The organism is Nocardia sp. NPDC050412 (assembly GCF_044458825.1).
Lineage (GTDB): Bacteria > Actinomycetota > Actinomycetes > Mycobacteriales > Mycobacteriaceae > Nocardia.
In genome coordinates, this window is sequence record NZ_JBITIJ010000007.1 from 335,778 (window position 1) to 358,370 (window position 22,593).

Annotated in this window: 26 protein-coding genes and 1 riboswitch; of the genes, 16 read left to right on the plus strand and 10 right to left on the minus strand. The window is 66.3% G+C overall.

Translation table 11 applies throughout. The features are described from left to right. Positions 1-3: 3 nt before the first annotated feature. Positions 4-1,599, plus strand: coding sequence for a DNA polymerase Y family protein (locus ACIBI6_RS21650; protein WP_396957481.1), 1,596 nt, complete (start codon positions 4-6; stop codon positions 1,597-1,599). Here ACIBI6_RS21650 and ACIBI6_RS21655 read toward each other — a convergent pair whose 3' ends face one another. Further along, the gene (locus ACIBI6_RS21655) at positions 1,600-2,298 is read right to left on the minus strand and encodes a class I SAM-dependent DNA methyltransferase (RefSeq protein ID WP_396957482.1); all 699 of its coding nucleotides are present in this window, start codon (positions 2,296-2,298) and stop codon (positions 1,600-1,602) included. A gap of 157 nt (positions 2,299-2,455) precedes the next feature. Here ACIBI6_RS21655 and ACIBI6_RS21660 point away from each other — a divergent pair, with 157 nt between their 5' ends. The 3 genes from ACIBI6_RS21660 to ACIBI6_RS21670 are packed head-to-tail and all read left to right on the plus strand — an operon-like array spanning position 2,456 to position 4,560. Continuing rightward, positions 2,456-3,250 carry an alpha/beta fold hydrolase gene (locus ACIBI6_RS21660; RefSeq protein WP_396957483.1) on the plus strand — a complete coding sequence of 265 codons (795 nt, stop codon included), beginning with the start codon at positions 2,456-2,458 and terminating at the stop codon, positions 3,248-3,250. 9 nt (positions 3,251-3,259) lie between these two features. Then, complete coding sequence (locus ACIBI6_RS21665; RefSeq protein WP_396957484.1) at positions 3,260-3,652, plus strand: YdeI family protein; 393 nt, start codon at positions 3,260-3,262, stop codon at positions 3,650-3,652. Then, the gene (locus ACIBI6_RS21670; RefSeq protein ID WP_364346341.1) at positions 3,652-4,560 is read left to right on the plus strand and encodes a sucrase ferredoxin; all 909 of its coding nucleotides are present in this window, start codon (positions 3,652-3,654) and stop codon (positions 4,558-4,560) included. Before ACIBI6_RS21665 ends, ACIBI6_RS21670 begins: the two co-directional genes overlap by 1 nt. A 241-nt stretch (positions 4,561-4,801) precedes the next feature. On the opposite strand, the gene ACIBI6_RS21675 is transcribed toward ACIBI6_RS21670, so the two are convergent. Further along, positions 4,802-5,785 carry an SDR family NAD(P)-dependent oxidoreductase gene (locus ACIBI6_RS21675; protein ID WP_364346343.1) on the minus strand — a complete coding sequence of 328 codons (984 nt, stop codon included), beginning with the start codon at positions 5,783-5,785 and terminating at the stop codon, positions 4,802-4,804. Positions 5,786-6,015: 230 nt separating this feature from the next. On the opposite strand from ACIBI6_RS21675, the gene ACIBI6_RS21680 reads away from it, so the two are divergent. Beyond that, positions 6,016-6,471: a hypothetical protein gene (locus tag ACIBI6_RS21680; protein ID WP_396957485.1), complete on the plus strand. Its 456-nt coding sequence runs from the start codon at positions 6,016-6,018 to the stop codon at positions 6,469-6,471. 67 nt (positions 6,472-6,538) lie between these two features. Beyond that, positions 6,539-9,937 (plus strand): error-prone DNA polymerase, encoded by a 3,399-nt coding sequence (locus ACIBI6_RS21685; RefSeq protein ID WP_364346347.1) that lies wholly within the window; start codon positions 6,539-6,541, stop codon positions 9,935-9,937. Positions 9,938-9,940: 3 nt separating this feature from the next. Here ACIBI6_RS21685 and ACIBI6_RS21690 read toward each other — a convergent pair whose 3' ends face one another. Further along, complete coding sequence (locus ACIBI6_RS21690; protein WP_364346349.1) at positions 9,941-10,339, minus strand: nuclear transport factor 2 family protein; 399 nt, start codon at positions 10,337-10,339, stop codon at positions 9,941-9,943. Positions 10,340-10,444: 105 nt separating this feature from the next. Here ACIBI6_RS21690 and ACIBI6_RS21695 point away from each other — a divergent pair, with 105 nt between their 5' ends. The 3 genes from ACIBI6_RS21695 to ACIBI6_RS21705 are packed head-to-tail and all read left to right on the plus strand — an operon-like array spanning position 10,445 to position 12,576. Further along, entirely contained in the window at positions 10,445-11,083 is a 639-nt protein-coding gene (locus tag ACIBI6_RS21695; RefSeq protein ID WP_396957486.1) for a TetR/AcrR family transcriptional regulator, read from the plus strand. Positions 11,084-11,114: 31 nt separating this feature from the next. Next, positions 11,115-12,389 (plus strand): DUF4349 domain-containing protein, encoded by a 1,275-nt coding sequence (locus tag ACIBI6_RS21700; RefSeq protein ID WP_396957487.1) that lies wholly within the window; start codon positions 11,115-11,117, stop codon positions 12,387-12,389. Further along, a complete protein-coding gene (locus tag ACIBI6_RS21705) occupies positions 12,346-12,576 on the plus strand; it encodes a DUF167 domain-containing protein (RefSeq protein WP_364346355.1) in 231 nt (76 codons plus the stop codon). The genes ACIBI6_RS21700 and ACIBI6_RS21705 overlap by 44 nt, the downstream gene beginning before the upstream one ends. A 67-nt stretch (positions 12,577-12,643) precedes the next feature. On the opposite strand, the gene ACIBI6_RS21710 is transcribed toward ACIBI6_RS21705, so the two are convergent. Then, positions 12,644-13,108: a tRNA (cytidine(34)-2'-O)-methyltransferase gene (locus ACIBI6_RS21710; protein ID WP_364346357.1), complete on the minus strand. Its 465-nt coding sequence runs from the start codon at positions 13,106-13,108 to the stop codon at positions 12,644-12,646. Between the two features lie 112 nt (positions 13,109-13,220). Between ACIBI6_RS21710 and ACIBI6_RS21715 the strand changes: the two genes are divergently transcribed. Continuing rightward, the gene (locus ACIBI6_RS21715; protein WP_364346359.1) at positions 13,221-13,388 is read left to right on the plus strand and encodes a hypothetical protein; all 168 of its coding nucleotides are present in this window, start codon (positions 13,221-13,223) and stop codon (positions 13,386-13,388) included. Here ACIBI6_RS21715 and ACIBI6_RS21720 read toward each other — a convergent pair. Continuing rightward, the gene (locus tag ACIBI6_RS21720) at positions 13,385-13,759 is read right to left on the minus strand and encodes a helix-turn-helix domain-containing protein (RefSeq protein ID WP_364346361.1); all 375 of its coding nucleotides are present in this window, start codon (positions 13,757-13,759) and stop codon (positions 13,385-13,387) included. The genes ACIBI6_RS21715 and ACIBI6_RS21720 overlap by 4 nt on opposite strands. A 69-nt stretch (positions 13,760-13,828) precedes the next feature. On the opposite strand from ACIBI6_RS21720, the gene ACIBI6_RS21725 reads away from it, so the two are divergent. Together ACIBI6_RS21725 and ACIBI6_RS21730 are read left to right on the plus strand one after the other, a co-directional pair. Continuing rightward, positions 13,829-14,473: a nitroreductase family protein gene (locus ACIBI6_RS21725; RefSeq protein WP_396957488.1), complete on the plus strand. Its 645-nt coding sequence runs from the start codon at positions 13,829-13,831 to the stop codon at positions 14,471-14,473. Positions 14,474-14,711: 238 nt separating this feature from the next. Next, on the plus strand, positions 14,712-15,275 hold the full coding sequence (locus ACIBI6_RS21730; RefSeq protein WP_364346365.1) for a hypothetical protein: 564 nt from the start codon (positions 14,712-14,714) through the stop codon (positions 15,273-15,275). Between the two features lie 126 nt (positions 15,276-15,401). Here the strand turns inward: ACIBI6_RS21730 and ACIBI6_RS21735 are convergent, their stop codons facing one another. Beyond that, positions 15,402-15,647 carry a DUF3017 domain-containing protein gene (locus ACIBI6_RS21735; RefSeq protein ID WP_084508289.1) on the minus strand — a complete coding sequence of 82 codons (246 nt, stop codon included), beginning with the start codon at positions 15,645-15,647 and terminating at the stop codon, positions 15,402-15,404. 276 nt (positions 15,648-15,923) lie between these two features. Between ACIBI6_RS21735 and ACIBI6_RS21740 the strand changes: the two genes are divergently transcribed. After that, positions 15,924-16,475: a carboxymuconolactone decarboxylase family protein gene (locus ACIBI6_RS21740; RefSeq protein WP_396957489.1), complete on the plus strand. Its 552-nt coding sequence runs from the start codon at positions 15,924-15,926 to the stop codon at positions 16,473-16,475. On the opposite strand, the gene ACIBI6_RS21745 is transcribed toward ACIBI6_RS21740, so the two are convergent. Then, positions 16,462-17,370: an SDR family oxidoreductase gene (locus ACIBI6_RS21745; RefSeq protein WP_364346369.1), complete on the minus strand. Its 909-nt coding sequence runs from the start codon at positions 17,368-17,370 to the stop codon at positions 16,462-16,464. The two genes, ACIBI6_RS21740 and ACIBI6_RS21745, sit on opposite strands and share 14 nt — an antisense overlap. 110 nt (positions 17,371-17,480) lie before the next feature. Between ACIBI6_RS21745 and ACIBI6_RS21750 the strand changes: the two genes are divergently transcribed. Both ACIBI6_RS21750 and ACIBI6_RS21755 read left to right on the plus strand, forming a co-directional pair. Further along, complete coding sequence (locus ACIBI6_RS21750; protein ID WP_396957490.1) at positions 17,481-18,065, plus strand: TetR/AcrR family transcriptional regulator; 585 nt, start codon at positions 17,481-17,483, stop codon at positions 18,063-18,065. After that, positions 18,062-18,313, plus strand: coding sequence for a hypothetical protein (locus ACIBI6_RS21755; protein WP_396957491.1), 252 nt, complete (start codon positions 18,062-18,064; stop codon positions 18,311-18,313). The genes ACIBI6_RS21750 and ACIBI6_RS21755 overlap by 4 nt, the downstream gene beginning before the upstream one ends. Positions 18,314-18,351: 38 nt before the next feature. Here the strand turns inward: ACIBI6_RS21755 and ACIBI6_RS21760 are convergent, their stop codons facing one another. The 3 genes from ACIBI6_RS21760 to ACIBI6_RS21770 form a co-directional block, all read right to left on the minus strand. Beyond that, complete coding sequence (locus ACIBI6_RS21760) at positions 18,352-19,503, minus strand: homoserine O-acetyltransferase (protein WP_396957492.1); 1,152 nt, start codon at positions 19,501-19,503, stop codon at positions 18,352-18,354. After that, positions 19,500-19,631 (minus strand): hypothetical protein, encoded by a 132-nt coding sequence (locus ACIBI6_RS21765; RefSeq protein ID WP_396957493.1) that lies wholly within the window; start codon positions 19,629-19,631, stop codon positions 19,500-19,502. The genes ACIBI6_RS21760 and ACIBI6_RS21765 overlap by 4 nt, the downstream gene beginning before the upstream one ends. Positions 19,632-19,895: 264 nt before the next feature. Beyond that, a riboswitch (SAM riboswitch) is annotated at positions 19,896-20,006 on the minus strand. A gap of 43 nt (positions 20,007-20,049) precedes the next feature. Then, on the minus strand, positions 20,050-20,793 hold the full coding sequence (locus ACIBI6_RS21770; RefSeq protein ID WP_364346377.1) for a TetR family transcriptional regulator: 744 nt from the start codon (positions 20,791-20,793) through the stop codon (positions 20,050-20,052). Between the two features lie 132 nt (positions 20,794-20,925). Between ACIBI6_RS21770 and ACIBI6_RS21775 the strand changes: the two genes are divergently transcribed. Next, positions 20,926-22,419, plus strand: coding sequence for an MFS transporter (locus tag ACIBI6_RS21775; protein WP_396957494.1), 1,494 nt, complete (start codon positions 20,926-20,928; stop codon positions 22,417-22,419). The last annotated feature ends 174 nt before the right edge of the window (positions 22,420-22,593 follow it).

The window sequence follows — 22,593 nt, forward strand, 5'->3', positions numbered from 1 at the left end:
GTGGTGATCCGGCCGAGTCGGGTGGGTGGGGCGCGGGTGCTGGCACTGTGGTGTCCGGACTGGTCGGCGGTGACGGCGGCGGCGGTGGCGCGGGTGCCCGCTACGCGGCCGGTCGCGGTGCTGTTCGCCAATAAGGTGGTGGAGTGTTCGGCCATTGCCAGGGCCGAGGGGGTGCGGCGTGGGCTGACCAAGCGCGAGGCACAGGCGCGGTGTCCGAATGTATATGTCGCGCAGGTGGATCCGGATCGGGATGCGCGATTGTTCGAGCCGGTGGTGGCGGCCATCGATGCGACGGTGCCGGGGGTAGAGGTGCTGCGTCCGGGGCTGTTGGTGCTCGGTGCGCGGGGTGCGGCACGGTTCTTCGGGTCCGAGGAGGCGGCGGCCGAACGGCTCCTCGACGCGGCCGCGGCGGTGGGGGTGGAGGCGCAGATCGGCATTGCCGACGAGTTGTCCACGGCGGTGATCGCGGCGCGTTTCACCGCGATCGTGCCGCCCGGCGGGGGTGCGCGTTTTCTGGCGCCGCTGCCGGTGCGCGAACTCGCACTGGAACCGAGTCTGTCCGCACCGGAGCGCATCGAGCTGGTGGATCTGTTGCACCGCTTGGGATTACGGCGGATCGGTGATTTCGCCGCGCTGACCCCGAGCGAGGTCACCTCGCGCTTCGGCGCCGATGCCGTGCTGGCACATCGCTGCGCAAGGGCCGTGCCGGAGCGTCCGCCGTCCGCGCGTCGGCCGCCGAAGGATCTGACGGTGCAGTACCGCTGCGATCCGCCGATCGATCGGGTCGATTCCGCCGCCTTCGCGGGACGCATGCTCGCCGCCCAGTTGCACGAGGCGCTGTCCAAAGCCTCGATGGCCTGCACCCGGTTGTCGGTGTTCGCGGAAACCGAGGCGGGCGAACAACTGTCGCGCATCTGGCGGTGCGCCGAACCGCTGACCCCGGAGGGCACCGCAGATCGGGTGCGCTGGCAACTGGACGGCTGGCTCACCCGCCGCGACCGGCCGACCGCACCGATCACACTGCTGCGCCTGGAACCCGTCGAAGTCGTTGCGGCGAGCGCACTTCAGCTCGGTCTATGGGGTGGCGTCGGCGAGCAGGACGAGCGGGCCCGCCGCGCCCTGATCCGGGTGCAGGGTCTGCTCGGCGGCGAGGCGGTCCAGGTCGGCGTGCTCAGCGGCGGTCGTGGACCCGCCGAACGCATCACCATGGTCGCCCTCGGTGACGAGCCGATTCCGGCCGCCGACCCGGCCCTGCCGTGGCCCGGTCGCCTGCCCCGCCCCGCACCAGCGGTGATCCTGGTGAACCGGCCGGTGGTGCGTCTGGAGGCCGCCGACGGGACGCCCGTGCAGGTCACCGACCGCGGCCTTTTCACCACCGACCCAGCCCTGCTGCGCTGGGGCAGCAAGCAGTGGCCTCTTGCGGGCTGGGCTGGTCCATGGCCGGTGGACGAACATTGGTGGACCCCGGAATCCGCCACCCTCTGCGCCGGCATCGCCGCCCGCATTCAAGTGCAACTCGCCGGGGAACCAGCCGATGTCCGTGTGCTGCTGCTCATCTACAACGATCAGACCTGGCGCGCCGAGGGGCTTTACGACTGACTACGTGCGCGACCACACCAGCGCCAGCGTGAACGGATGTCCGCGCAGCTGCGCCCATTTCGGTTTGGCCGCGATCCACGCGTCATCCACCAGCGCCTCGACCATCTCGGTGAGCACCCAGCCCGCCGCCGATGCCGCAGACACCTGCTCGCTGATCAAATGCAGATGTGTGCTGATCGCGACCGGCTCACCGGACGCGGGTGTGTAGTGCGTCGGCATGCCGGTCACCATCATGAACTGCGGGTGATAGCTGACCGTGACACAAATGCCGCCGGGTGCGGCCAGCCGCCAGGCTTCGGCGTAGAAGGGCGTCAGATCGTCCAGGTGCTCGTCGATCAGCGAGGAGATCACCAAATCGTATGCGCCACTTGTCAATCCGGTGTCACGCACGTCCGCCTGGGCAAGGGTGGTGTGCACCCCGCGCTCCCGTGCGCGCGCCAGCATTCCGGCGCTCACGTCGACGCCATCGATATGGCGAATTCCCTTCTCCCGCAACCAAGCTCCGGTCCGCCCGGTCCCGCAGCCGAGATCCGCGGCGCGTTGTACCCCAACCCAATCCGGTTGCCGCAGCCGATTCAGCAAGGCGAGATCCATCTCGTCCATGACGGTCTGCTCATACGTCGGCGCCCATCCGTCGTATCCGGCGGCGACGTCGACGGTGTGATAGTTGCGGCGATCGAAGTCGGCGAAGGAGGGCATGGCCGCAGTATTGTCGCGACACCCCGGCATTTGCCAGCCAATTTCGGTACCCGAGAACAACTTCGTCGAGCCGCCGCATGTGGTTGTGGCGGCGGGGGATGTCTGGGGCTAGTGGGGCCGATGGGGAGTGATGCGTGTGACAAGTCGGGGTGGGCGCATGACAATACCGGTAACCTCGGAAATCGTGGATTTGGCGTTGACCAGGGCTGTGCTCGACGGCGTGCAGATCGCCTATCGGGACTCCGTGGTGGGCGATGGCGCGCCGGTGGTGCTGGTGCACGGTATGGGCGGGGACGGGCATACCTGGGATCGGTTCGCGCATACCTTGGTGCGGGCCGGGCGGCGGGTCATCATTCCCGATCTGCGCGGGCACGGCCGTAGCGCGCACACCGAGTCCTATCTCTTCGCCGAATTCGGCGCCGACGTGCTGAACCTGTGTGACCGGCTCGAGCTGGCTTCGGTGGATCTGGTCGGACATTCGCTGGGCGGTTTCGCGGTTTCCTGTGTCGCGCAGGAACGGCCCGAACTGGTGCGGCGACTGGTCATCGAGGAGTGTCCGATGCCGCTGCGTTCCGGCGATGAAGAGGTGAAGCTGACCCGTCGCTTCCCGACCATTCCCGAACTCTGGCATGCCACCACCAGTCTGATCCGGCATCCGCGCGCGGTGCTCGCCTTCGATCGCTCGATGACGCGGACCGCGCTCGAACAGTTCCGCAAGCCGCATCCGGAGTGGTGGGATCGGCTCGCCGATATCACCGCGCCCACCCTGGTGCTGCGCGGCGGCCCCGGCGGCATGGTCGATCCGGAGAAGCTGGCCATTCTGCGCGACACCATCCCGGAATGCGCGGTGACCGCTTTCACCTGCGGCCACAGCATCCACCGCGACCGTTACCGGCAATTCGAGGCGACCGTGCTGCCGTTCCTCGCGACGCTCCGACCCGCCGCTATCTAGAGTGAAGCGGTGTCCGCGCAAGACCGTCCGGTTCTGTTCTTCCCCGACGAGCAGTCGTTCCGCGACTGGCTCCTGGCCAACCACGCCACGGTGGACGGGGTCTGGCTGCGCTTCGCCAAAAAGGGCTCCGGACGCGCGTCGCTGAATCATGCCGGCGCGCTGCGGCAGGCACTGTGCTTCGGCTGGATCGATGGGCAGGCGCGCGGTGAGGATGCGGAGTTCTGGCAGGTCGGCTTCACTCCGCGGCGCAAGCGCAGCCCATGGTCGCTGCGCAATATCGGCCTGGTCGCCGAGCTGATCGAGCAGGGGCTGATGCACCCGGCCGGACAGGCCGAGATCGATCGGGCCAAGGCCGACGGCCGCTGGGACGTGGCGTTCGCCGACGGACAGACGTTGGATTGATGACCGGATTCGAAGGGATGCTGTGCTCGGCGGCGGCCGCGGTCGATGTGCCATTGCCCGGGACGGCGACTCGGGTGTCGGGGTGGTTGTGCGTCGAGCAGCCGGGGGCGTGGGGCCGGGATGTGATCGGTGACGAAGTGCTCGGCCAGGAGATCACTGCCGAGCTCGCCGCCCGTACCGTTGCCGCCAGGGTTCGTCCGACGCTGATCCGGCGACCGGGCCGCAATGAATTCGCCGGTGTTCGAACGGTTTTGATCGCCAGCTCGCGCCCGCAGGGTTTTTGGTGCGAACGCTTCGAGATCACCGACCTGAAGCAGCTGCTCGACCTGGACCTCGACCTGCTGAACGGCCCGCCGCCGGGAATCGGCGCACCCGTGCGTGATTCGCTGGTCCTGGTGTGCGCGCACGGAAAACGCGATCAGTGCTGTGCGCTGTTCGGCCGTCCGATCGCGGCGAATCTGGCCGCCGACTATCCGGACCGGGTCTGGGAGTGCTCGCACACCGGCGGCCATCGCTTCGCGCCTGCCATGGTGTTGTTGCCCTCCGGCCTGACCTACGGCCGTGTCGATACCGCGGCCGCCATCGCGGCGGTCGAAGCCGTGGAACGCGGTGCGGTTTCCTTGGCTGGATTGCGAGGTCGCAGTGGTCACCATCCGGTCGAGCAGGTCGCGGAAATCGCGGTGCGCGACCAAGTTTCGGCAAGACTCGATGATCTCACCGTGCGTCTCGAAACCGATTCCACCGCAACCGATTCCGCTCTGGCCGTGGTTACCCATCGCGACGGCCGCCGCTGGCAGGTGACAACTCGCACGGTCGAACTTCCACCGCGCCAGGCCAGTTGCGGTGCCGTACCGAAACCGGTCACCGCGGTCGTGGCCGATCGGATACAGCGCTTGATCACGGGCTGATCGTGGTCCAACGGCTGGATCGCGCTGGGGACGCCTGACCCGTCTGCCGGATGTGCCCGGCCCCGATTTGCGGTCGACGGTGCGCGACACCGTGCGCGTTCAATGTGGAGGGTGGTGCGCTGGCCGTTGCCTCGTGCTCGGCCGAGAACGCCGAACGGGACATGGTTGCGGCGGAATCCACCGCAACCATGTCCCGTTCGCGGCGACCTTTATCGCCCCCTGCGGGATGAAGGTCGCGGGCTTACCAGTGGGTGCCCGGCACCCAGCGGGCGGCGCGGCGCAGGGCGGTGCCGGTGACTCGGCGGGCCGTCGACTGATGACGCGGATCACGTTGCGGCACTGTGGATTCCGCTGGTTCCTCGGTATCAGCCTGCTCGCCCTTGGCGGCGGGGGAGTCGGGCAGCGCCCGGTAGTAGCGGTGCAGGATGCGGTCGCGCAGCTTCGGGGTGAGCAATGCGCCGTATTCGGCGAAGGTGCCGAGCGGGACATCGATGCGCTTGGGCCGCTCGCTCAGCGCGCGCACGATGGTGGCGGCCGCCCATTCGGGGGACTCCGACGGACCCTGATCGCCGCTCGGGGTGATCATCGGGGTGCGCACCAGCGGCATGTGGATGGTGGTGAAGCTGACGCCGTCGGCCATGGTTTCGACCGCCGCGACCTCGGCGAACTTATCCAGCGCCGCCTTGCTCGCGAGGTAGGCGGCGAAGCGCGGCGTGGCCACCTGCACGCCCGCGCTGCTGATGTTGACGATGTGGCCGAACTTGCGCTCGCGCATCTGCGGCAGCAGCGCCAGCGTCAATCGCACGGCGCCGAAGTAGTTGACCGCCATGGTGCGTTCGAAATCGTGCAGCCGGTCGGTGGAGCGGTGGATGGCGCGACGGATCGAGCGGCCCGCATTGTTCACCAACATGTCGACGTGGCCGTGCTCGTCCAGGATGGTTTTGACGGCGTGGTCGACGGAGTCGGAATCGGTTACGTCGCACTGGTACCCGTAGGCGCTGCCGCCCTCGGCCCGGATCTCCTCGACCACGGCCGTGAGTTCGTCGGCGCGCCGGGCGAGCAGGAAGACGATGGCGCCCTTATCCGCGACGGCCAGCGCGGCGGCCCGGCCGATGCCGGAGGACGCGCCGGTGATGAGCACATGCCGCCCTGTCAGGTCGCGGTTGCGGCGATCGCGCCGTACCTGCCCGCGCAGGTCGGCCTCGTCAGCGGAAGCTCGGGTCATCGCTGCTCCTTTGCAGGTCGAGTTGGCATGAACTTACTCTGAAGTAAGTTTACCTGCCAAGTGTGCTCTGTTCGATGGCGACATTCGCGGGCCCTGGCGGGGGGTTACGCAAGCTAGCGCCTCCGGCCCTTCGTCCACGCCGCCGTGTCACGTCGAGCGTTCGAATCCGACCACGCCGAGGTGTTCGAACCGTCCTCGAATCTATCGAACATATGTGCGATACTCTGCGCATGGCGGACGATCGGATGGCGGAAATCTTTGCCGCGGTGCGGCTCTCCGGCGGTGATCCGGAGGCGGCGCGGCGGATGCTGGCGGAACTGTGGGGCGAGCTCGGTGACGGTGGAGATCCGTTGCAGCGCTGTGTAATTGCGCACCATCTCGCCGATCTTCAGGGCACGGCCGAAGATGCGCTGCGCTGGGACCAACGCGCGCTGGCCGCGGTCTTCGGCCCGGGTGTTCCGCTGGATGAGGGGCTACGCGGATTCCTGCCCTCGCTGTACCTCAATCTCGCCGACAGTCACCGCCGCGTCGGTGACTTCGATGTGGCCTACATGCAGCTGACCATCGCGCGCGGCCACCTCGATGTCCTCGCCAACGACGCCTATGGCGCCGTGATTCGCTCCAGCCTGGACAAGGTTGAGGCGGCACTGGGTGAGAAGTCGGTGGAACCGCTCCCGGCCGCCTGATTCGACGGGTGTCCACACCTCCTTCATGGTTCGAATGTATGTTCGACTATAGCGGAGGTGATATGTCATGGGTTGGAGCAACGGCCCGCCTACCTGGGCGGAGCTGGAGCGGGTGCTGTCCGGTCGCCCCGGGCCGACGAATCCGGACGCGATGTATCCGGGCGACGGCGGCGACAGTCCGGCGTGGTCGCGCAAGCGCGGGGATTACCGACCCGAACCGGTCGAACCGGGTAGTGCTGTTTCGAGCGACCTGCAAGCAGTCGCTAGCGGCGGCCCGGTGGTGCCGTATGCGGAGTTGCACACGCATTCGGCCTACAGCTTCCTCGATGGTGCGAGTCAGCCGGAGGAGTTGGTGGAGGAGGCGGTGCGGCTCGGGCTGGAAGCGATCGCGCTCACCGATCACGACGGCTTCTATGGAACCGTGCGCTTCTTCGAGGCGGCCAGGGAATTGGGTATGCCGACGGTCTACGGGGCCGAATTGTCGCTCGGCACCGCGCAAGACGCACCGCGACTGGGGAATTCGCTCGGCCATGTCGGCGCACCCGATTCGGCGCCGCGCACCGGTTCGCCGGACCCGGCTGGGCCGCATCTGCTGGTGCTCGCCCGCGGTCAGGAGGGCTATCGCCGACTCTCCAGCCAGATCGCGGCAGCGCATATGGCCGCGGGGGAGAAGGGCATCCTCCGCTACGACCTGGACGCGCTCACCGCGGCGGCGGACGGGCACTGGCACATTCTGACCGGATGCCGTAAAGGCCATGTGCGCCAAGCCCTCGAGCGCGATCTGCGGGCCGGAGACACCCGTCTCGGGCGAGCCGAGGCCGCCCTGCGCGACCTGACGGAGCGCTTCGGCGCCGACCGGGTGAGCGTGGAACTCACCCATCACGGCATTCCGGAGGACGACGAACGCAACGCCCACCTCATTGCCCTGGCCGATCGTCTCGGTCTGCCCGTGGTGGCCACCACCGGTGCGCATTTCGCCGCGCCCGCCCAGCGTCGCCGCGCCATGGCGCTCGCGGCGATCCGGGCGCGCCGGAGCCTGGACGATATCGCGGGCTGGTTGGCGCCGACCGGTGGCGCGCATCTGCGTTCCGGTGCGGAGATGGCGCAGTTGTTCGCCGCTTGTCCGCAGGCGGTGGCGAATGCGGTGACGCTCGCCCGTGAATGCGCCTTCGATCTGAAATTGATCGCGCCGAGCCTGCCTCCGTTCGACGTGCCCGACGGCCACGACGAGGCTTCCTGGCTGCGGGAGCTCACCCTCGAGGGCGCGGCTCGGCGTTACGGTCCGCCGTCGGAAAATCCCGAGGCGTATCGGCAGGTCGAACACGAACTCGCGATCATCGACGAGATGAAGTTTCCCGGCTACTTCCTGGTGGTGCACGATATCGTCAGCTTCTGCAAGGAAAACGACATCCTCTGCCAGGGTCGGGGTTCGGCGGCGAATTCGGCCGTCTGCTACGCGATCGGCATCACCAATGTCGACCCGGTCGCCGCCGAGTTGCTGTTCGAACGCTTCCTCGCTCCGGAGCGCGACGGTCCGCCCGATATCGATATCGATATCGAATCCGATCGCCGGGAGGAAGCGATTCAGCACGTCTATGCCAAATATGGTCGCGAATACGCCGCTCAGGTGGCGAATGTGATCACCTATCGCGGTAAGTCCGCGGTCCGTGATGCCGCACGCGCACTTGGCTTTTCGCCCGGACAGCAGGATGCCTGGAGTAAACAGGTGAGCCGCTGGACCGGCGTGGCCGCCGAAACCGGCACGGATATTCCCGCGGAAGTACTGGAGCTGGCCGCCGAAATCGAGGGTCTGCCAAGGCATCTCGGTATTCATTCCGGCGGGATGGTGATCTGCGACCGGCCCATCGCCGATGTCTGCCCGGTCGAATGGGCGCGAATGCCCGGGCGCAGCGTACTGCAGTGGGACAAAGACGATTGCGCCGCGATAAATCTGGTGAAGTTCGACATGCTCGGTCTCGGCATGCTCTCCGCACTGCACTACATGATCGATATGGTGCGCGAGCACAAGGGCGAAACGGTCGAACTGCACAAACTCGACCTGAAGGAAACCGCTGTCTACGAGATGCTTTCGCGCGCCGATTCGGTGGGAGTTTTTCAGGTGGAGTCGCGGGCACAGATGGCCACGCTGCCCCGGCTGAAGCCGCGGGAATTCTACGACCTGGTGGTAGAGGTGGCGCTGATTCGCCCCGGCCCGATCCAGGGTGGTTCGGTGCATCCCTATATCCGTCGCCGCAACGAGGACGAGGAAGTGACCTATGACCATGACGCGCTGAAGAATTCGCTGAAACGCACCCTCGGTGTGCCACTGTTCCAGGAACAGCTCATGCAGATGGCCATCGACGTGGCCGGTTTCACCGCCGCAGAGGCCGATCAGCTGCGCCGCGCCATGGGCTCCAAACGCTCACCGGAACGCATGGAACGCCTCGAGGAGAGGCTGTATCAGGGCATGCGCGATCTGCACGGCATTACCGGCGAAGTCGCCGATCGCATCTACGAGAAGCTGTACGCCTTCGCGAATTTCGGCTTTCCGGAGAGCCATTCGCAGAGTTTCGCCTCGATCGTGTACTACTCGGCCTGGTTCAAACTGCACTATCCGGCGGCCTTCTGCGCCGGATTGCTGCGCGCCCAGCCGATGGGTTTCTATTCCCCGCAGTCGCTGGTCGCCGACGCCCGCAGGCACGGCGTTCCGGTGCGCGGGCCCGATATCAATGCCAGCCGCGCCGATCCCACCCTCGAAAATCATGGTGACGAGGTGCGACTCGGGCTTGCGACCATCCGCCACATCGGCACCGACCTCGCCGAACGCATTGTCGCCGCCCGCTCGACCGGTCCGTACACCTCCTTCCTCGACCTGACCGGTCGTGTGGAACTTTCTGTCGCCCAAGCCGAATCCCTCGCCACCGCAGGCGCTTTGGGTTGTCTCGGCATTACCCGACGGGAAGCATTGTGGGCGGCGGGCGCCGCAGCGGGTGAACGCCCCGACCGCCTCCCCGGCACCGGTGCCGCCACTACCGCCCCCGCCCTACCCGGTATGAGCGAACTCGAACTTGCCGCCGCCGACGTTTGGGCCACCGGTATTTCTCCAGGCAGCTATCCCACCGAATTCCTACGCCCGCAATTGGATGCGCTGGGCGTCATCCCTGCCGCCGGCTTGCTCGACGTGCCCGATGGCTCCCGCGTTCTGGTCGGCGGCGCCGTCACACATCGCCAACGCCCCGCCACCGCTGCCGGTGTCACCTTCCTCAATCTCGAGGACGAAACCGGCATGGTGAACATCGTCTGCTCAGTGGGCCTGTGGACCCGCTATCGCCGCCTGGCCCAGAGCGCCCCCGCCCTGCTTGTTCGCGGCCGCGTCCAGAATGCCGAGGGCGCGGTCAGCGTCGTCGCTGAATACCTGCAGCGCATGGACCTGCGCGTCGACTCGAGCTCTCGCGACTTCCGTTGAGAATCAGAACATTCCGTTCGCATTGGCGGCCTGCTCCGGAACCGGCTGAATGACATCCCAGTGTTCGACCAGCTTTCCGTCGTCGAGGCGGAAGATATCCATGATCGCCAGCCCGCGATCGCCGGGCTCGCGCACACCGTGCACGTGGGCGACAACATAATCACCCTCTGCCACAATGTGTTTCACTTCGACGCGGAGTTTCGGCGCGCCTTCCTTCAGGCCGGTGAGTCGGGCGAGTAGTCCGTCGAAACCATCGGCGATTTCCGGATTGTGCTGGATATAGCGCGCGCCGAAGAACTCGGCGGTGGCCTCGAAATCCTTGGCATTGAACGCGGCTTCGTAGAACGCGAGGATGGTCTGCTTATTCGATTCGAGCTTCGGGTCGACCGAAGTGCTGGTCATCAGCGTTTTCTCCTTGTCGGGCGATCTGCGAGCAGTCGCTAGCGGAAACTGTACAGCTGTAGCGCTACAACTGTAGCGCTACGCATGTCCGGCTACAATCCCCGCATGACCTCCGATCCGACGCCCCGACGCGGTCGCAATCCGCGCGGCCACGGTGGCCGACTGCGTGCGGAGATCGTCGACGCCGCGATCCGACTGCTGGATGAACTCGGTGATGATCAGGCCCTGTCCATGCGTGCGGTCGCACGCGAAATCGGCAGTGCCGCAACGTCGGTCTACCTGCATTTCGCCGATCGAGACGCGCTGGTGTCGGCCGCACTGGAGCGCTATCACGGCGATCTGGTGCGCGCGATCGATGACGCGGAGACCGGGGGCGATGATCCTGTCGACAAACTGCGCGCTCGCATCCGCGTCCTCGGCGACTGGGCCTATCGACACCCGGGCATGTACAAGGTGCTACACGAGAGCACCATCAATCAGCGTGTGGACATGCCGTTCAAGCGGGAGCTGACCGAACGTACCGCCGCCTCGATCCGGCGCTGTATGGATGCCGGTCTCGTGCCCGTCGACGACCCGGTCTCGGTCATGCTGGACCTGCGCGCAGCGGTGCACGGCGCGGTGTCGATGCGGCTCAACGAACCCGGCCAGACCTGGCCGCCGCTCGCCGAGCAGATCGAACGATTTCTCGTGAAACTGGTTGGCGTCGCTTCGGCATTCGGGAATGGTCCGCATCGGACTTCGTGACCGAATTCGCCGCAGCGGCTAACCTGCGTCCATGCGGAAGCTTGCTGTGCTGGTGATCGGCCTGCTGGGTTTGACGTTGCTGGTCGGCTGTGATGATGACAACGACGACCATGCCGGTCCGGGCCGGTCGAGCATGGCGACCGTCGCGCCGATGGCGCCGCCGCCGAGCCTGCGCGAGGGCGCCCCGGCGAAGGGGGATACCGGCGGAACCACGGTCCAGGCGCGCAAGGAGGTCATCACCGGCAGCGTCGACATCACCGCGGACGATCCGATCAAGGCGGGCGGTCAGGTCACCGATCAGGTGCGCGAGGTCGGCGGCCGGGTCGACAGCCGTACTGAGCAGCCGGGGACCGATGACAACGATCCGCAGGCAACGCTCACCGTGCGGGTACCGGCGGATAAGACCGACAAGTTCATCGACGGCCTCGGCGGCGTCGGCCGGGTAACCCGGATGAGCACCAACCGCGACGACGTCACCATGCAGTGGGAGGACCTCGACGCCAGGATCAAGGCGCTGCAGGCCTCGGTCGACCGGTTGCGCACGCTCATCGCCGGGGCGACCAACACCGCGGATCTCATTGCCGCCGAACAGGCGCTATCGAGCCGGCAGGGCGAGCTCGACAGCCTCACCGCGCAGAAGCGGCACCTCGACGATCAGGTCGCGCTGTCCACGCTCACCATCGACATCACCACCGAGGACAAGGATTCCGACGAGGGGCCGACCAATTTCTGGGACGGCATCGTCTCCGGTTGGCATTCGCTGGTGGATTGGCTGAAGGATGCGGTGGTGTTCACCGGCAAGGCGATTCCGTGGCTCGGGTTCGTCGTAGTGATTGCCGCGGTGGTGTGGGGTGTGGTGCGGATGGCGCGGAGTCGGAAGCGGAGTTCGTCGGAGACGGGAGAATCCGAGGAGGGCAAGGCCGTTCCGGTTGCGGTCGGTGCCTCGACCGGTGCGGACACGACAGCGGCTGAAGGTGCGGGTGCAGGATCGAGTGCGGGCGCTGAGACCGGTGCCGGTGCGGTGGCTGGGAGCGGTGCGGGCGCTGGGACTCGTGCGGGCGCTGGGACCGATGCGGGCGCTGGGACTCGTGCGGGCGCTGGGACCGGTGCTGGTGCTGAGACTGGTGCGGGCGCTGGAAAGACGGCGGGCGCTGGACAGAGTGCAGGCGCGGGAACTGGTGCTGGCTCTGGAACAGGCGCAGGCACTGAGACCGGGAAAGGCACTGGGGCGGCGAAAGGCACTGGGACGACAGGAGATACAGGTGCCGACGGTCGTAAGGGCGACGATCAAACCGAACAGCCGTAAGGGCCCACTCGTCGAAATCCTCGACGACGGCACCCTGCAGCTGTACGTCCGCGCCCCCGCCGTGGAAGGCAAGGCCAACAAGGCTGCCATCGAACTGCTCGCCGACCACTACGGCGTCCCCAAATCCGCCGTCCGCCTCATCGCGGGCGCCACCTCCCGCTTCAAACGGTTCGAGCTGGACCTCTGAGCTCCCGCACGGGAGGTTCATCACCGACCACGAGATCGCCATCGCCGAATTGGGTTGAGCGACACGGTCACACAGCGCCGGGAAATCCGAACTGGCGCCAAGCCTCGTAGACGGTGACGGCGGCGGCATTGGAGAGGTTCATCGAGCGGCGGCCGGGCAGCATCGGAATGCGCAGTCGATCGGTGATGTGCGGATCGTCGAGCACCTCTGCCGGCAATCCCGTCGGTTCGGTGCCGAACAGCAGCACATCGCCCTCGCGGTACGCCACATCGGTATACCGCGTGCTCGCCTGGGTCGTGAACGCGAACACCCGCTCGGGCCGTACCGCCTCCCATGCCGCCGCGAGATTCTTGTGCACCGTCACCGAGGCCAGATCGTGGTAGTCCAATCCGGCCCGCCGCAACTTCGCCTCCGAAAGGTCGAACCCCAATGGCTCGACCAGATGCAACTCACACCCGGTCCCCGCGACAAGTCGAATCGCATTGCCGGTATTTCCGGGAATCGCGGGCTCGTGAAACATCAAACGGAACACAACGCATCAGCTTGTCATGTTCGCGCTGGAGACTTGCATCCCGCCTGATCCACGGCGGCACGGCGCGCGGACATCATTCGACTGACGGTGCGGCGGGGGCGCCGAGCAGCAGTTGGACGATGGAATCGTCGCCGCGCCGTTCATCGCCCCGATGGCGGGTCGAATTCTGGAGCAGCATCTGAAGGGCGAGCCGCCGATGCGACTGGAGACGATTACGCCGAGTCGGGCGCGGCAGTTGTACAGCGCCTGTGGGCGGCGCACCGCAGCCGAGGTCGGCTAGCGGGCGGCGCGACGTGCCGCTTCGATGCGGTTGATATTGACCTCGATCCAGTCGCGCAGTGCCGCGATCGGGCCGCGCAAGCTGTGGCCGAGGTCGGTGAGATCGTAGTCCACGCGCGGCGGCACGGTGGGATGCACTGTGCGCGTGATGAATCCGTTGGTTTCCAGCTGCCGCAGGGTTTGCGTGAGCATTTTCTGTGAGATGCCCTCGATGCGGCGGTGTAGATCGGTATAGCGCATCGTGCCCTCGGCGAGTGCGTCCACGATCAGCACGGTCCATTTGCCCGCGACGTGGTCGAGTACCTGTCGGGTGGGGCATTTCGCCGAGTAGACATCGGCAGGCAGCCCGCTGGCCTCGATCACCGTACGCACCTTTCGGAGTGTAGCGCACCATTAAGTGCTGTCTTCCCATTAGTTCGTCACTCTCCGATAGTAAGAATCATGAACGCACAGATACTTTCGGTTCCCGACGCGATTCGCGCCCGACGCACCACTCGCCACTACCGTCCGGATCCAGTACCGCGCGAACTGCTCGACGAACTGCTGGATCTGGCCGTCGAGGCGCCCAGCGCATGGAATATGCAGGACCGGTCGATCGTGGTAATGACCAGTGCGGCCGGGCGTCGCGACCTGTCGATCGCCGCCTTCGGTCAGCCACAACCGCTGGAGGCCCCCGTCGTGCTGGTCTTCGTCGCCGAAACGGCGGCATGGCAGGCCGAAAATGCCGATATCGTCGAACTGGCCGGACGCAACGGCGCGTGGAATGCGGAGTTCACCGCAATGTTCAACTCGCGCAACGAATTCCACTTATTGCGGCAGCGCGGACTCACTCGCGAAAACGCCGTGAAGAATGCGATGATCGCCGCGACCTATGTCATGCTCGCCGCCACCAGCTTCGGTCTGTCCTCGGCTCCGATGAACGGCTGGGACCCGGACCTGGTCAAGAAGGCCATCGGCATCGATGACCGCCCCGACCTCGCCATCGCGGTCATGGTCGCGATCGGCTACGGCGACAGCGCTCCGCCGCATCCGGGTCGCCGTCCCCGCGAGCGCGCAGTCTTCACCGAGCGATACCCGTCGAGCTGACATCGCGCTACGGCGCCGGCGAAACGGCGGATCCGCAAGATCATGGGAGTCGCCATTCCGCCACGCTCGATCGGAAGCCGCCGCACCGAAAGTTGTTGCGCCTCAGCGGGCATCGCGGCCGAAGTGGTGACGCATAAGGTGTACCTCGGCCGATGGATGCCGCCTTGACTCGGGCAGTCGCCGCTGTGCAGACTGGGCCGACATCGCACCCGTCTCGGTTCGGCGGGCATTCCGGTTCATGGACGACATCGGGGGTAAGACCATGCGTATTCACCGTGCCGTACTGGCATTCGCGCTGCTCAGTGCGGTGTTCACCGGCGCAACGGCGTGCTCTGATGAGCCGACCGAGACCACTCGGGAAGCGGCGTCGACGACCACGGTGCCATCGGCACCGACCGTGCTCGGCCCGCTCGGCTTCGGCAAGCTACGGCTCGGGATGAGCCGAAGCGAGGCCGAGGCCACCAGCGAAATCGCGGCCTTCGATGACACCAACGATCCGCCCGGCTGCGGCCGCTATACCGCACGAGCCGGTTGGCAGGGTTTCACCAACAAGGGCGAAATAGTCGCGATCATGCCCGGCAAACTTCCCGTCCGTACGCCCGAGGGCATTGCGGTCGGCTCCACGGTCGACGAAGTGCGCGCCGCCTATCCCACGCTCGAGATCGGTTACAACTGGAGTTCGGCCGCGGTCCCCGATCAACCCGCGCGCTACGGGTTCCTCGGCATCTACCGGGATATGCCCGCCGATGCCAGGGTCACCCAGCTGATGCTCTACAACGACCGGGACACCTGCCACAACTGATATGTAGGCCTGTTCTGTCAAGTGGCAGGTGAAAGCGGTCCCGGTAACGTCGGTTGCCGGGACCGCTTTCGTGTGCGGTCGGGCGGGGTTTGTCTCGTGTCGTGTCGTGGGGTAATCGTCGCGGTATCAGCCGACGCCGAGGGTGTTGATCGTGGCGGCAATGAACACGATGGCAGTGCCGAGCAGGCTCAGCGCGGCGACGTCGAACGGCTTGCTGCGCACCGCGAGCAGTCCGACCCGAGCCGTCGGCAGGCAGAGCCGGAAGGTGGCCGCGAGCAGGGCCGCACCGCCGAAGAACAGCGCGCCGCGACGCCAGCGGTCCCAGGCCACGAAGACGACCGCGAGCAGGATGACCGCCGTCACGACCAGCATGGGCAGGTGGCAGCGCAGGAACTGCGCACCCGGGCTGGTCCGGTCGGACTGCCGTTCAGCGGCAGACGAGTCAACGTCGGTCACGCCCCGATTCTTGCAGACGGCATGCGGCCGCTCACACCAGTGCGACGCAGCCGCGCACCCGATTGCCGGGCCTCGAGGCAGGGCTACTGCTCCGCAACAGGTTTCGCGACACTCGATCAGGCATTGCCTCCGACTACTACCAGGCGTAGTTTCAGCGAGAAGAGATCCATCCTGCACAAGGGGGCACGGACAATGCGAGCGCTTTCCCGGATTCGGCACTACGTGCAAGCGATGCGGCAGGCGAAGCGGAACCGATCCGACCTGTTCGGCTGGCTCGCCCGCCGACCACAGCTCCTTTTCGGCACGCTCGGGTACGAAACAGCGCTGCTGTTCAGCAACAGACTGGATCCCAAGCTCAAGGAGCTGGCCGAACTGAAGACGGCCGGACTTGTGAACTGCGAGTTCTGCCTGGATATCGGCTCGGCACTGGCGCACTCGAGCGGACTCACCGAGCAACAACTGCGCGACCTGCCGCGCTATCGCACCAGCGACGTCTACAGCGACCTGGACAAACTTGTCATCTCCTTCGCCGAGGCCATGACCGCCACACCGGCCGTCGAACTCGCGGATCTGCGCACTGAATTGCTGAACCACCTGTCCAAAGGGCAGTTCGCCGAACTAACGGCCACCATCGCCTGGGAAAACCAGCGTGCCCGCCATAACCAGGGGCTCGGCGTGCGCCCAACCGGGATGGCGGAGGGCATGGCGTGCGCCATCCCGGAGCTGGTCGCTAAAGAGCGTTGAAGTAGTGGCCTTGGCCGAGATCCTCGATGAGGCCGGGATGTGTCGGCTTCCAGGTGAGAAGTTCCCGGGTGCGCGCGCTCGAGGTCGGATTGTCCAGCGCGACAAAGGGACCGAGGTAACCGAAGTGCGCATCCGCACGCTCCTGCGGGATGCTGATCACCGGCAGATCCAGATGGCGACCGATTGCTTCGGCGATCTCACGGAAGGGCACGCCTTCGTCATCGACCGCATGTAACCGAGCCCCAGCAGGGGCCGTCTCCAGCGCCAATCGGTACAGGTGCGCGGCATCGAGGGTGTGTCCGGCGGGCCAGCGGTTGTTTCCGTCGCCGACGTAGGCGGCGAGGCCCTTTTCGCGGGCGGTGGCTATCAAGGTCGGCACGAAGCCGTGATGGTCGAGTGAGCTGTGCACGGTCGGTGGGAGCCGGATGACCGACGATCGGACACCGCGGTCCGCGAGCGCGACTACCGTTTTCTCGGCGTCGACCCGCGGTCCCGCATCGAGCGCGTCGGCTTCGGTTCCCACCCTGCCCAGCCCGGCGAACGCGAGCATGAGCGTGCCCGATGTGCTCACGAAGGGTTTGCCGCTGCCCGCGAGCGCATCGCCGATCGTCTCGATGGCACGCAGATCGGCCGCGATCGCTCCGGCGAAGTCGCCGGTCTGCATGGCGTCGTGTTTGAAGGCCAGGTGGATGACGCCGTCGGCTGCGGCGGCGGCTGCGCGCAGGTTGTCGAGATCGTCGAGATCTCCTCGGTGCACGTCGGCACCGGCTGCTGCCACCGTGGCGGCGGCTTCATTCGACCGGGCCAGGCCGACGACCTCATGTCCGGCGGCGAGAAGTTCGGGGATGACCGCGGAGCCGATATGTCCCGATGCTCCGGTAATGAAAATCCGCACGGAAGTACTCCAAGTCTCTTGATGTCCTCGCCAGCGCGAAGGCAGTGATGTCAGTGACTGACATCAACGTACACGTGATGACAGCCACTGTCATCAGATAGGATCTGCACATGAGTCGATGGGAGCCTGATGCGCGCGGTCGCCTCGAAAAATCGGCTCTGGAGCTGTACCGCGAGAACGGGTTCGAGAGCACGACCGTCGCGGAGATCACCAAGCGTGCGGGGCTCACCGAGCGAACGTTCTTCCGGCATTTCGCCGATAAGCGCGAAGTCCTGTTCGCGGGGGCGAGCGCGCTCCAAGCGGCCCTCGTGCGCGGGGTGCGCGACGCGCCCGCTGCCATGCCGCCCATCGAGGCGATCGCCACGGCGCTCACCGAGGTCGCCGATACGTTTTTCGAGCAGCGCCGCGAGTTCGCCCGGCAACGGCAAGCCGTTATTGCGGCCAATGCCGAACTTCAGGAGCGCGAGCTGATCAAGCTGGCAACACTGGCTGCCGCGCTGGCCGAGGCGCTACGCGAGCGCGGCGTAACCGATCCGGCCGCGAGTTTGGCCGCCGAAGCCGGGGTCGCCGTATTCAAGATCGCCTTCGAGAGCTGGGTCGAGGGCAGCGGCAAGCGCACTCTGTCGCAACACATTCGCGCGGCCTTGGATGAGTTGAAACTCGTGACCGGAGGACCACTGCCATCGACGCCATGACCGCAGCGCACGCCTACGAAGACCTGCATCGCCTGGTCGATCGGCTTACGCCGGACCAAGCGCAGGCGCTGCAGGCCGTCGCGTTGCAATTGGTTGTCACCGACACCCTCGGCGAGACCCGATCACCGAGCCCAAGGGCCGAGCGGCGTCGGCACCTCTCGTTTGCGGGCATGATGCACGCCGAGCCCGATCTCGCGGGCAAGTCGGAAGAGTTGCTCCGCGAGGAGCGCGCTGAACAAGCCGAGTGATCGTCTGCGACACAGGTGGCCTGGTAGGCAGCGGACTTTCAGCTGGTGCGACCCACTCGTGCCAATCGCATTGTTTCGGTCAGCAATTTCGATACCGCCGCGGCTTCGGTGAGGAAGCCGTCGTGACCGTCGCGGGAGTGTACGATCTCCAGACCCTCGCAGCCCGGCAAGCCGTCGGCCAATTCCTGTTGAGTTCGCAACGGGTACAGGCGATCCGAGTCGACACCGCCGACCACGCACGGTACCGGGGTGGCGGCGAGGGCGGCCGCGATACCGCCGCGCCCGCGGCCGATATCGTGTCGGTTCATCGCCTCGGTCAGTAGCACGTAGGTGGCGGGATCGAAACGGCTGCAAAGCTTTTCGGCCTGGTGGTCCAGGTAGCTCTGCACCGCGTAGCGGCCGCCGTTGCGTGGATCCTCGTCGTCCTGCGCGTTGTTCTCGAAGCGGTGATCGAGTTCGCCCTCGGTGCGGTAGGTCAGGTGTGCGATGCGTCGGGCGATGCCCATGCCGGTCACCGGGGCGCGATCGGTGTCGTGGTAATCGCCGCCCTGCCAGTCGGGATCGGCCTTGATGGCGGCGATTTGCGTTGTCTGCGTACCGATCTGGTCGGCGGTGGCGCGTGCGCCGACGGCGAGTACCAGTGCGGAAACGACCCGCTCCGGCGCGCCGGCCATCCACTCCAGCACCCGCATACCGCCCATCGAACCGCCTACGACGGCGGCCAGGCGTTCGATGCCGAGCAGATCGAGCAGTGCCGCTTCCGCGGTCACCTGATCACGGATCGAGATCTCCGGAAACCTTGAACCCCAAGGCTTTCCGTCCGGCGCCAGCGTCGAGGGACCGGTGCTGCCCATGCAGCCGCCGAGCACGTTCGTCGCGATGACGCACCATTCGTCGGTATCCACCGGGGCGCCTGGCCCGACCATGCCGTCCCACCAGCCGGGCAGCGGATGGATATCGTCGGGTACCCCGACCACATGCGAATCGCCGGTCAGCGCGTGCTCGACGAGCACCACATTGTCCAATGCGGGAGAGAGCTCGCCCCAGCGCTGCACGGCCAGATGAACGTCCGGGATGACCGCGCCGCTTTCGAGACGCACATCCCCGATGGCAATGATGCCGAGGCTTCCGTCCGGCGGCGGCAGGGCCACCACGGACGAACGCGTGGTACTGGGATCTGTCACGGTCACGACTCCGCCTCGCCAGCGCTCGGCTCCGTCGCGACCGAGGGTGCTGCATCGACGGTTCGCTCGCTCACGTCCGCCTCGCCGACGTTCGGCTCCGTCGCGATCGCGGTATCGCCGATTCGTTCGCTCATGACGTCGTCCCCGTGAAACTGCGCGTCGCCGACGCTGGGTGAATCACGAGAGAACGCACGTCCCCGATGTTAACTACCCGGCTCAACCGGGCCGCGGTCCGGTAGATCGGCTGGGTGCGTGCGCCGGTGCTCTGCGCGCTCGCGACGAACCGATCGGCCGCGGACGCGATGGGGTCACTCATGTCGTGCTCCAAAGGGTTGTTCGCCGGCAGGTCTTATCGGAGTGCGGGTGACGGACAACAACTCATCGGAAAAACCTCCTGAAGTGCGCGCTTGCCCTCGACCATCGAGAGCCCGGTCATCACCCGGAGCACCCCACCGCTGCTGGAGGGTTGCCGTCCAGCAAGCCGGGGCTTCGCGCTGGCACTCATGACCTGACGGACATGGTAACCGGCGGGCGGTCGGCGACTGAAATCCCTTACCGGGTTTCCGCCGGTTCGGTCGCAGGCTGCCCGGTGCACACGCGTATGAACTCATCGAACGATGTGGTGAATCCGGTGCGGGCGTCCGCGGCGGCCGCAGCGGTGTCCTCCTCGTCGAGGATCGAGTTCTGGCATTCCATGCTGAGGTGGCCGATCAGCTGCCAGGCGCCGACGACCAGCCGCACCGGCAGCGCATCGGGCTGGGTGCCGAGTCGCTCGGCGATCACGTCGGCGATCGCGGCGTTCTTATCGTCGGCCAGTTCCATGCTCTGCGCACTGACCGTCGGACTGCTGCGCAGAATCCGCTGCATCTGCTGGAAGCGCCGGAACGACAGCGGTCCCTCGGTATTCACCGCGGCCTGGTCGACGACCAGCAGGAAGGCCTCGCGCAGCGATTGCAGCTCATTGCCGGTGACCGGGAGTCCGCGCAGGCACTCGGCGATCGCGAGTCCGAAGTCCTTGACCGGCCCGAGGATGATGGCCTCTTTGCTGTCGAAATACCGGTTGATCGTGCGCGGGGACACATCCGCGCGGTCCGCGATCTGTTCGACCGTCGTCGCGTCGAATCCCTGGGCGTCGCACAGGTCGAGCGCCACCTCGATGATGCGCAACCGGGTCTGCTGCTTCTTGCGCTCGCGCAACCCCAGACCGCCGGGCGCACTGGGCCCTGGGTTCGCTGGGGCGCGCACAGCGTCCTCGGCTGTGGCGCTCGCGCCGATCGGCGTCGATGACTCGAGCATGGCCTCATGTTAGCGCAATCGGGCCGGTTCGTGTCCTTAACGGCCAAATGTCGTAGTGCGACATTTTTCTCTTGACGACAAATGTCTGTCGATGACAGGATGGCTGCACGAACTTCGGACTAGGAGACCAAGGTGAGCGAGACTGCGACAGCGGTAGAAGTTCTGGAGAAACCAACGAGTTCGGCGCGCTGGTGGGCCCTGGGGGTGATCGCATTGGCCCAGCTCATGGTGGTTCTCGACGCCACCATCGTGACCATTTCGCTGCCCTTCGCCCAGCAGGATCTCGACATCAGCGACGGCAATCGGCAGTGGATGCTGACCGCCTACACGCTGATCTTCGGCGGCCTGTTGCTACTCGGCGGGCGGATGGCCGACTACCTGGGGCGGCGTCGGATCTTCATCGTCGGCCTGGTCGGCTTCGCCGGGGCATCCGCGGTGGCGGGTCTGGCGCAGAACGGCGCGGAGCTGTTCGCCGGACGAGCACTGCAGGGTGCGTTCGCGGCGCTGCTCGCGCCCGCGGCGCTGTCACTGCTCTCGGTGACCTTCACCGAGGCCAAGGAGCGCGCGACCGCGTTCGGCGTTTTCGCCGGTATTTCCGCGGGTGGTGCCGCACTCGGCCTGATCGCCGGAGGCGCGCTGACCGAATACGCCTCGTGGCGCTGGTGCCTGCTGGTGAACACCCCGATCGCCCTGCTCGCGCTGCTCGGTGCGCTGGCATTCGTGGTGAAGGATGTGCCGACTCTGCGCACCGGCGGCTATGACGTGCCCGGCGCGGTCACCGTGACGCTCGGCCTGATCGCCATCGTGTACGGATTCAGCCGCGCCGCCGAGGACGGCTGGCTGGCCGGCAGCACCCTCGGGCTGCTGGTCATCGGCGTCGCCCTGCTGATCGCCTTCGTCGCCATCGAGCGTCGCTCGTCGAATCCGCTGCTGCCGTTGCATATTCCGGGTGAGATCAACCGCGGTGGCGCCTTCCTGGCCGCGCTGCTGATCCCGATCGCGATGTTCGCGATGTTCCTGTTCCTGAGCTACTACTTCCAGATCACGCTCGGCTACTCGTCGCTGAAGGCCGGTTTCGCCTTCCTGCCGTTCCCGGCTGGCATCGCGATCTCGGCCGGTGTCACCAGCGCGCTGCTGCCGAAGCTGGGGCCGCGGCCGCTGATGGTGGCCGGCGCTGTGCTCGGCGTGCTCGGTCTGGTGTGGCTGGCGCAGCTGAGCTACGGCGACAGCTACGCGGCCAGCGTGCTGCCGGCGCAGGTGCTGATCGCGCTCGGTATGGGCCCGCTGTTCGTCGGGATGCAGACCGTCGCGCTGCATCAGGTCGAGCAGGAGGACTCCGGTGTGGCCAGCGCGCTGTTGAATGCGGCACAGCAGGTCGGCGGCGCGGTGGGCACCGCACTGCTCACCACCATCTCGGTGCAGACGGCCAAGACCTTCGCGCAGAACAATCCGACGGTCGACAACCTGATGGCCCGCGCGTCGATCCACAGCTACGACGTGGCGTTCTATGTCGGCGCCGGATTCTTCCTCGCGGCAATTCCGGTGATCGCGTTGATGATTCGGGACAAGCCGGAAAATCTGATCGAGGGATCCGAGGAAGACGTACAGATTCCGGTCGCGGTCTGATCCTGAAATAGCGATGTCCGGGTATCCGTGGGGATGCCCGGACATGCTATTTCGGCAGGGTGTCGGCACCGCCGACCTACTTGTCGGTAACTATTTCGGGCGGCTTCACATAGGGGGCTGCCCGCGCGGTGAGGTCAATGGCAGCAGTACGCTTGTCTTGTTTGCACCACATGT

What these genes read in the sequence shown, in the direction of transcription:
- ACIBI6_RS21655 (WP_396957482.1), bottom strand. Translation starts at nt 2,298, where the DNA reads ATGCCCTCCTTCGCCGACTTCGATCGCCGCAACTATCACACCGTCGAC.
- ACIBI6_RS21660 (WP_396957483.1), top strand. Translation starts at nt 2,456, where the DNA reads ATGACAATACCGGTAACCTCGGAAATCGTGGATTTGGCGTTGACCAGG.
- ACIBI6_RS21670 (WP_364346341.1), top strand. Translation starts at nt 3,652, where the DNA reads ATGACCGGATTCGAAGGGATGCTGTGCTCGGCGGCGGCCGCGGTCGAT.
- ACIBI6_RS21675 (WP_364346343.1), bottom strand. Translation starts at nt 5,785, where the DNA reads ATGACCCGAGCTTCCGCTGACGAGGCCGACCTGCGCGGGCAGGTACGG.
- ACIBI6_RS21680 (WP_396957485.1), top strand. Translation starts at nt 6,016, where the DNA reads ATGGCGGACGATCGGATGGCGGAAATCTTTGCCGCGGTGCGGCTCTCC.
- ACIBI6_RS21685 (WP_364346347.1), top strand. Translation starts at nt 6,539, where the DNA reads ATGGGTTGGAGCAACGGCCCGCCTACCTGGGCGGAGCTGGAGCGGGTG.
- ACIBI6_RS21690 (WP_364346349.1), bottom strand. Translation starts at nt 10,339, where the DNA reads ATGACCAGCACTTCGGTCGACCCGAAGCTCGAATCGAATAAGCAGACC.
- ACIBI6_RS21695 (WP_396957486.1), top strand. Translation starts at nt 10,445, where the DNA reads ATGACCTCCGATCCGACGCCCCGACGCGGTCGCAATCCGCGCGGCCAC.
- ACIBI6_RS21700 (WP_396957487.1), top strand. Translation starts at nt 11,115, where the DNA reads ATGCGGAAGCTTGCTGTGCTGGTGATCGGCCTGCTGGGTTTGACGTTG.
- ACIBI6_RS21725 (WP_396957488.1), top strand. Translation starts at nt 13,829, where the DNA reads ATGAACGCACAGATACTTTCGGTTCCCGACGCGATTCGCGCCCGACGC.
- ACIBI6_RS21730 (WP_364346365.1), top strand. Translation starts at nt 14,712, where the DNA reads ATGGACGACATCGGGGGTAAGACCATGCGTATTCACCGTGCCGTACTG.
- ACIBI6_RS21735 (WP_084508289.1), bottom strand. Translation starts at nt 15,647, where the DNA reads ATGCTGGTCGTGACGGCGGTCATCCTGCTCGCGGTCGTCTTCGTGGCC.
- ACIBI6_RS21740 (WP_396957489.1), top strand. Translation starts at nt 15,924, where the DNA reads ATGCGAGCGCTTTCCCGGATTCGGCACTACGTGCAAGCGATGCGGCAG.
- ACIBI6_RS21750 (WP_396957490.1), top strand. Translation starts at nt 17,481, where the DNA reads ATGAGTCGATGGGAGCCTGATGCGCGCGGTCGCCTCGAAAAATCGGCT.
- ACIBI6_RS21755 (WP_396957491.1), top strand. Translation starts at nt 18,062, where the DNA reads ATGACCGCAGCGCACGCCTACGAAGACCTGCATCGCCTGGTCGATCGG.
- ACIBI6_RS21765 (WP_396957493.1), bottom strand. Translation starts at nt 19,631, where the DNA reads ATGAGCGAACGAATCGGCGATACCGCGATCGCGACGGAGCCGAACGTC.
- ACIBI6_RS21770 (WP_364346377.1), bottom strand. Translation starts at nt 20,793, where the DNA reads ATGCTCGAGTCATCGACGCCGATCGGCGCGAGCGCCACAGCCGAGGAC.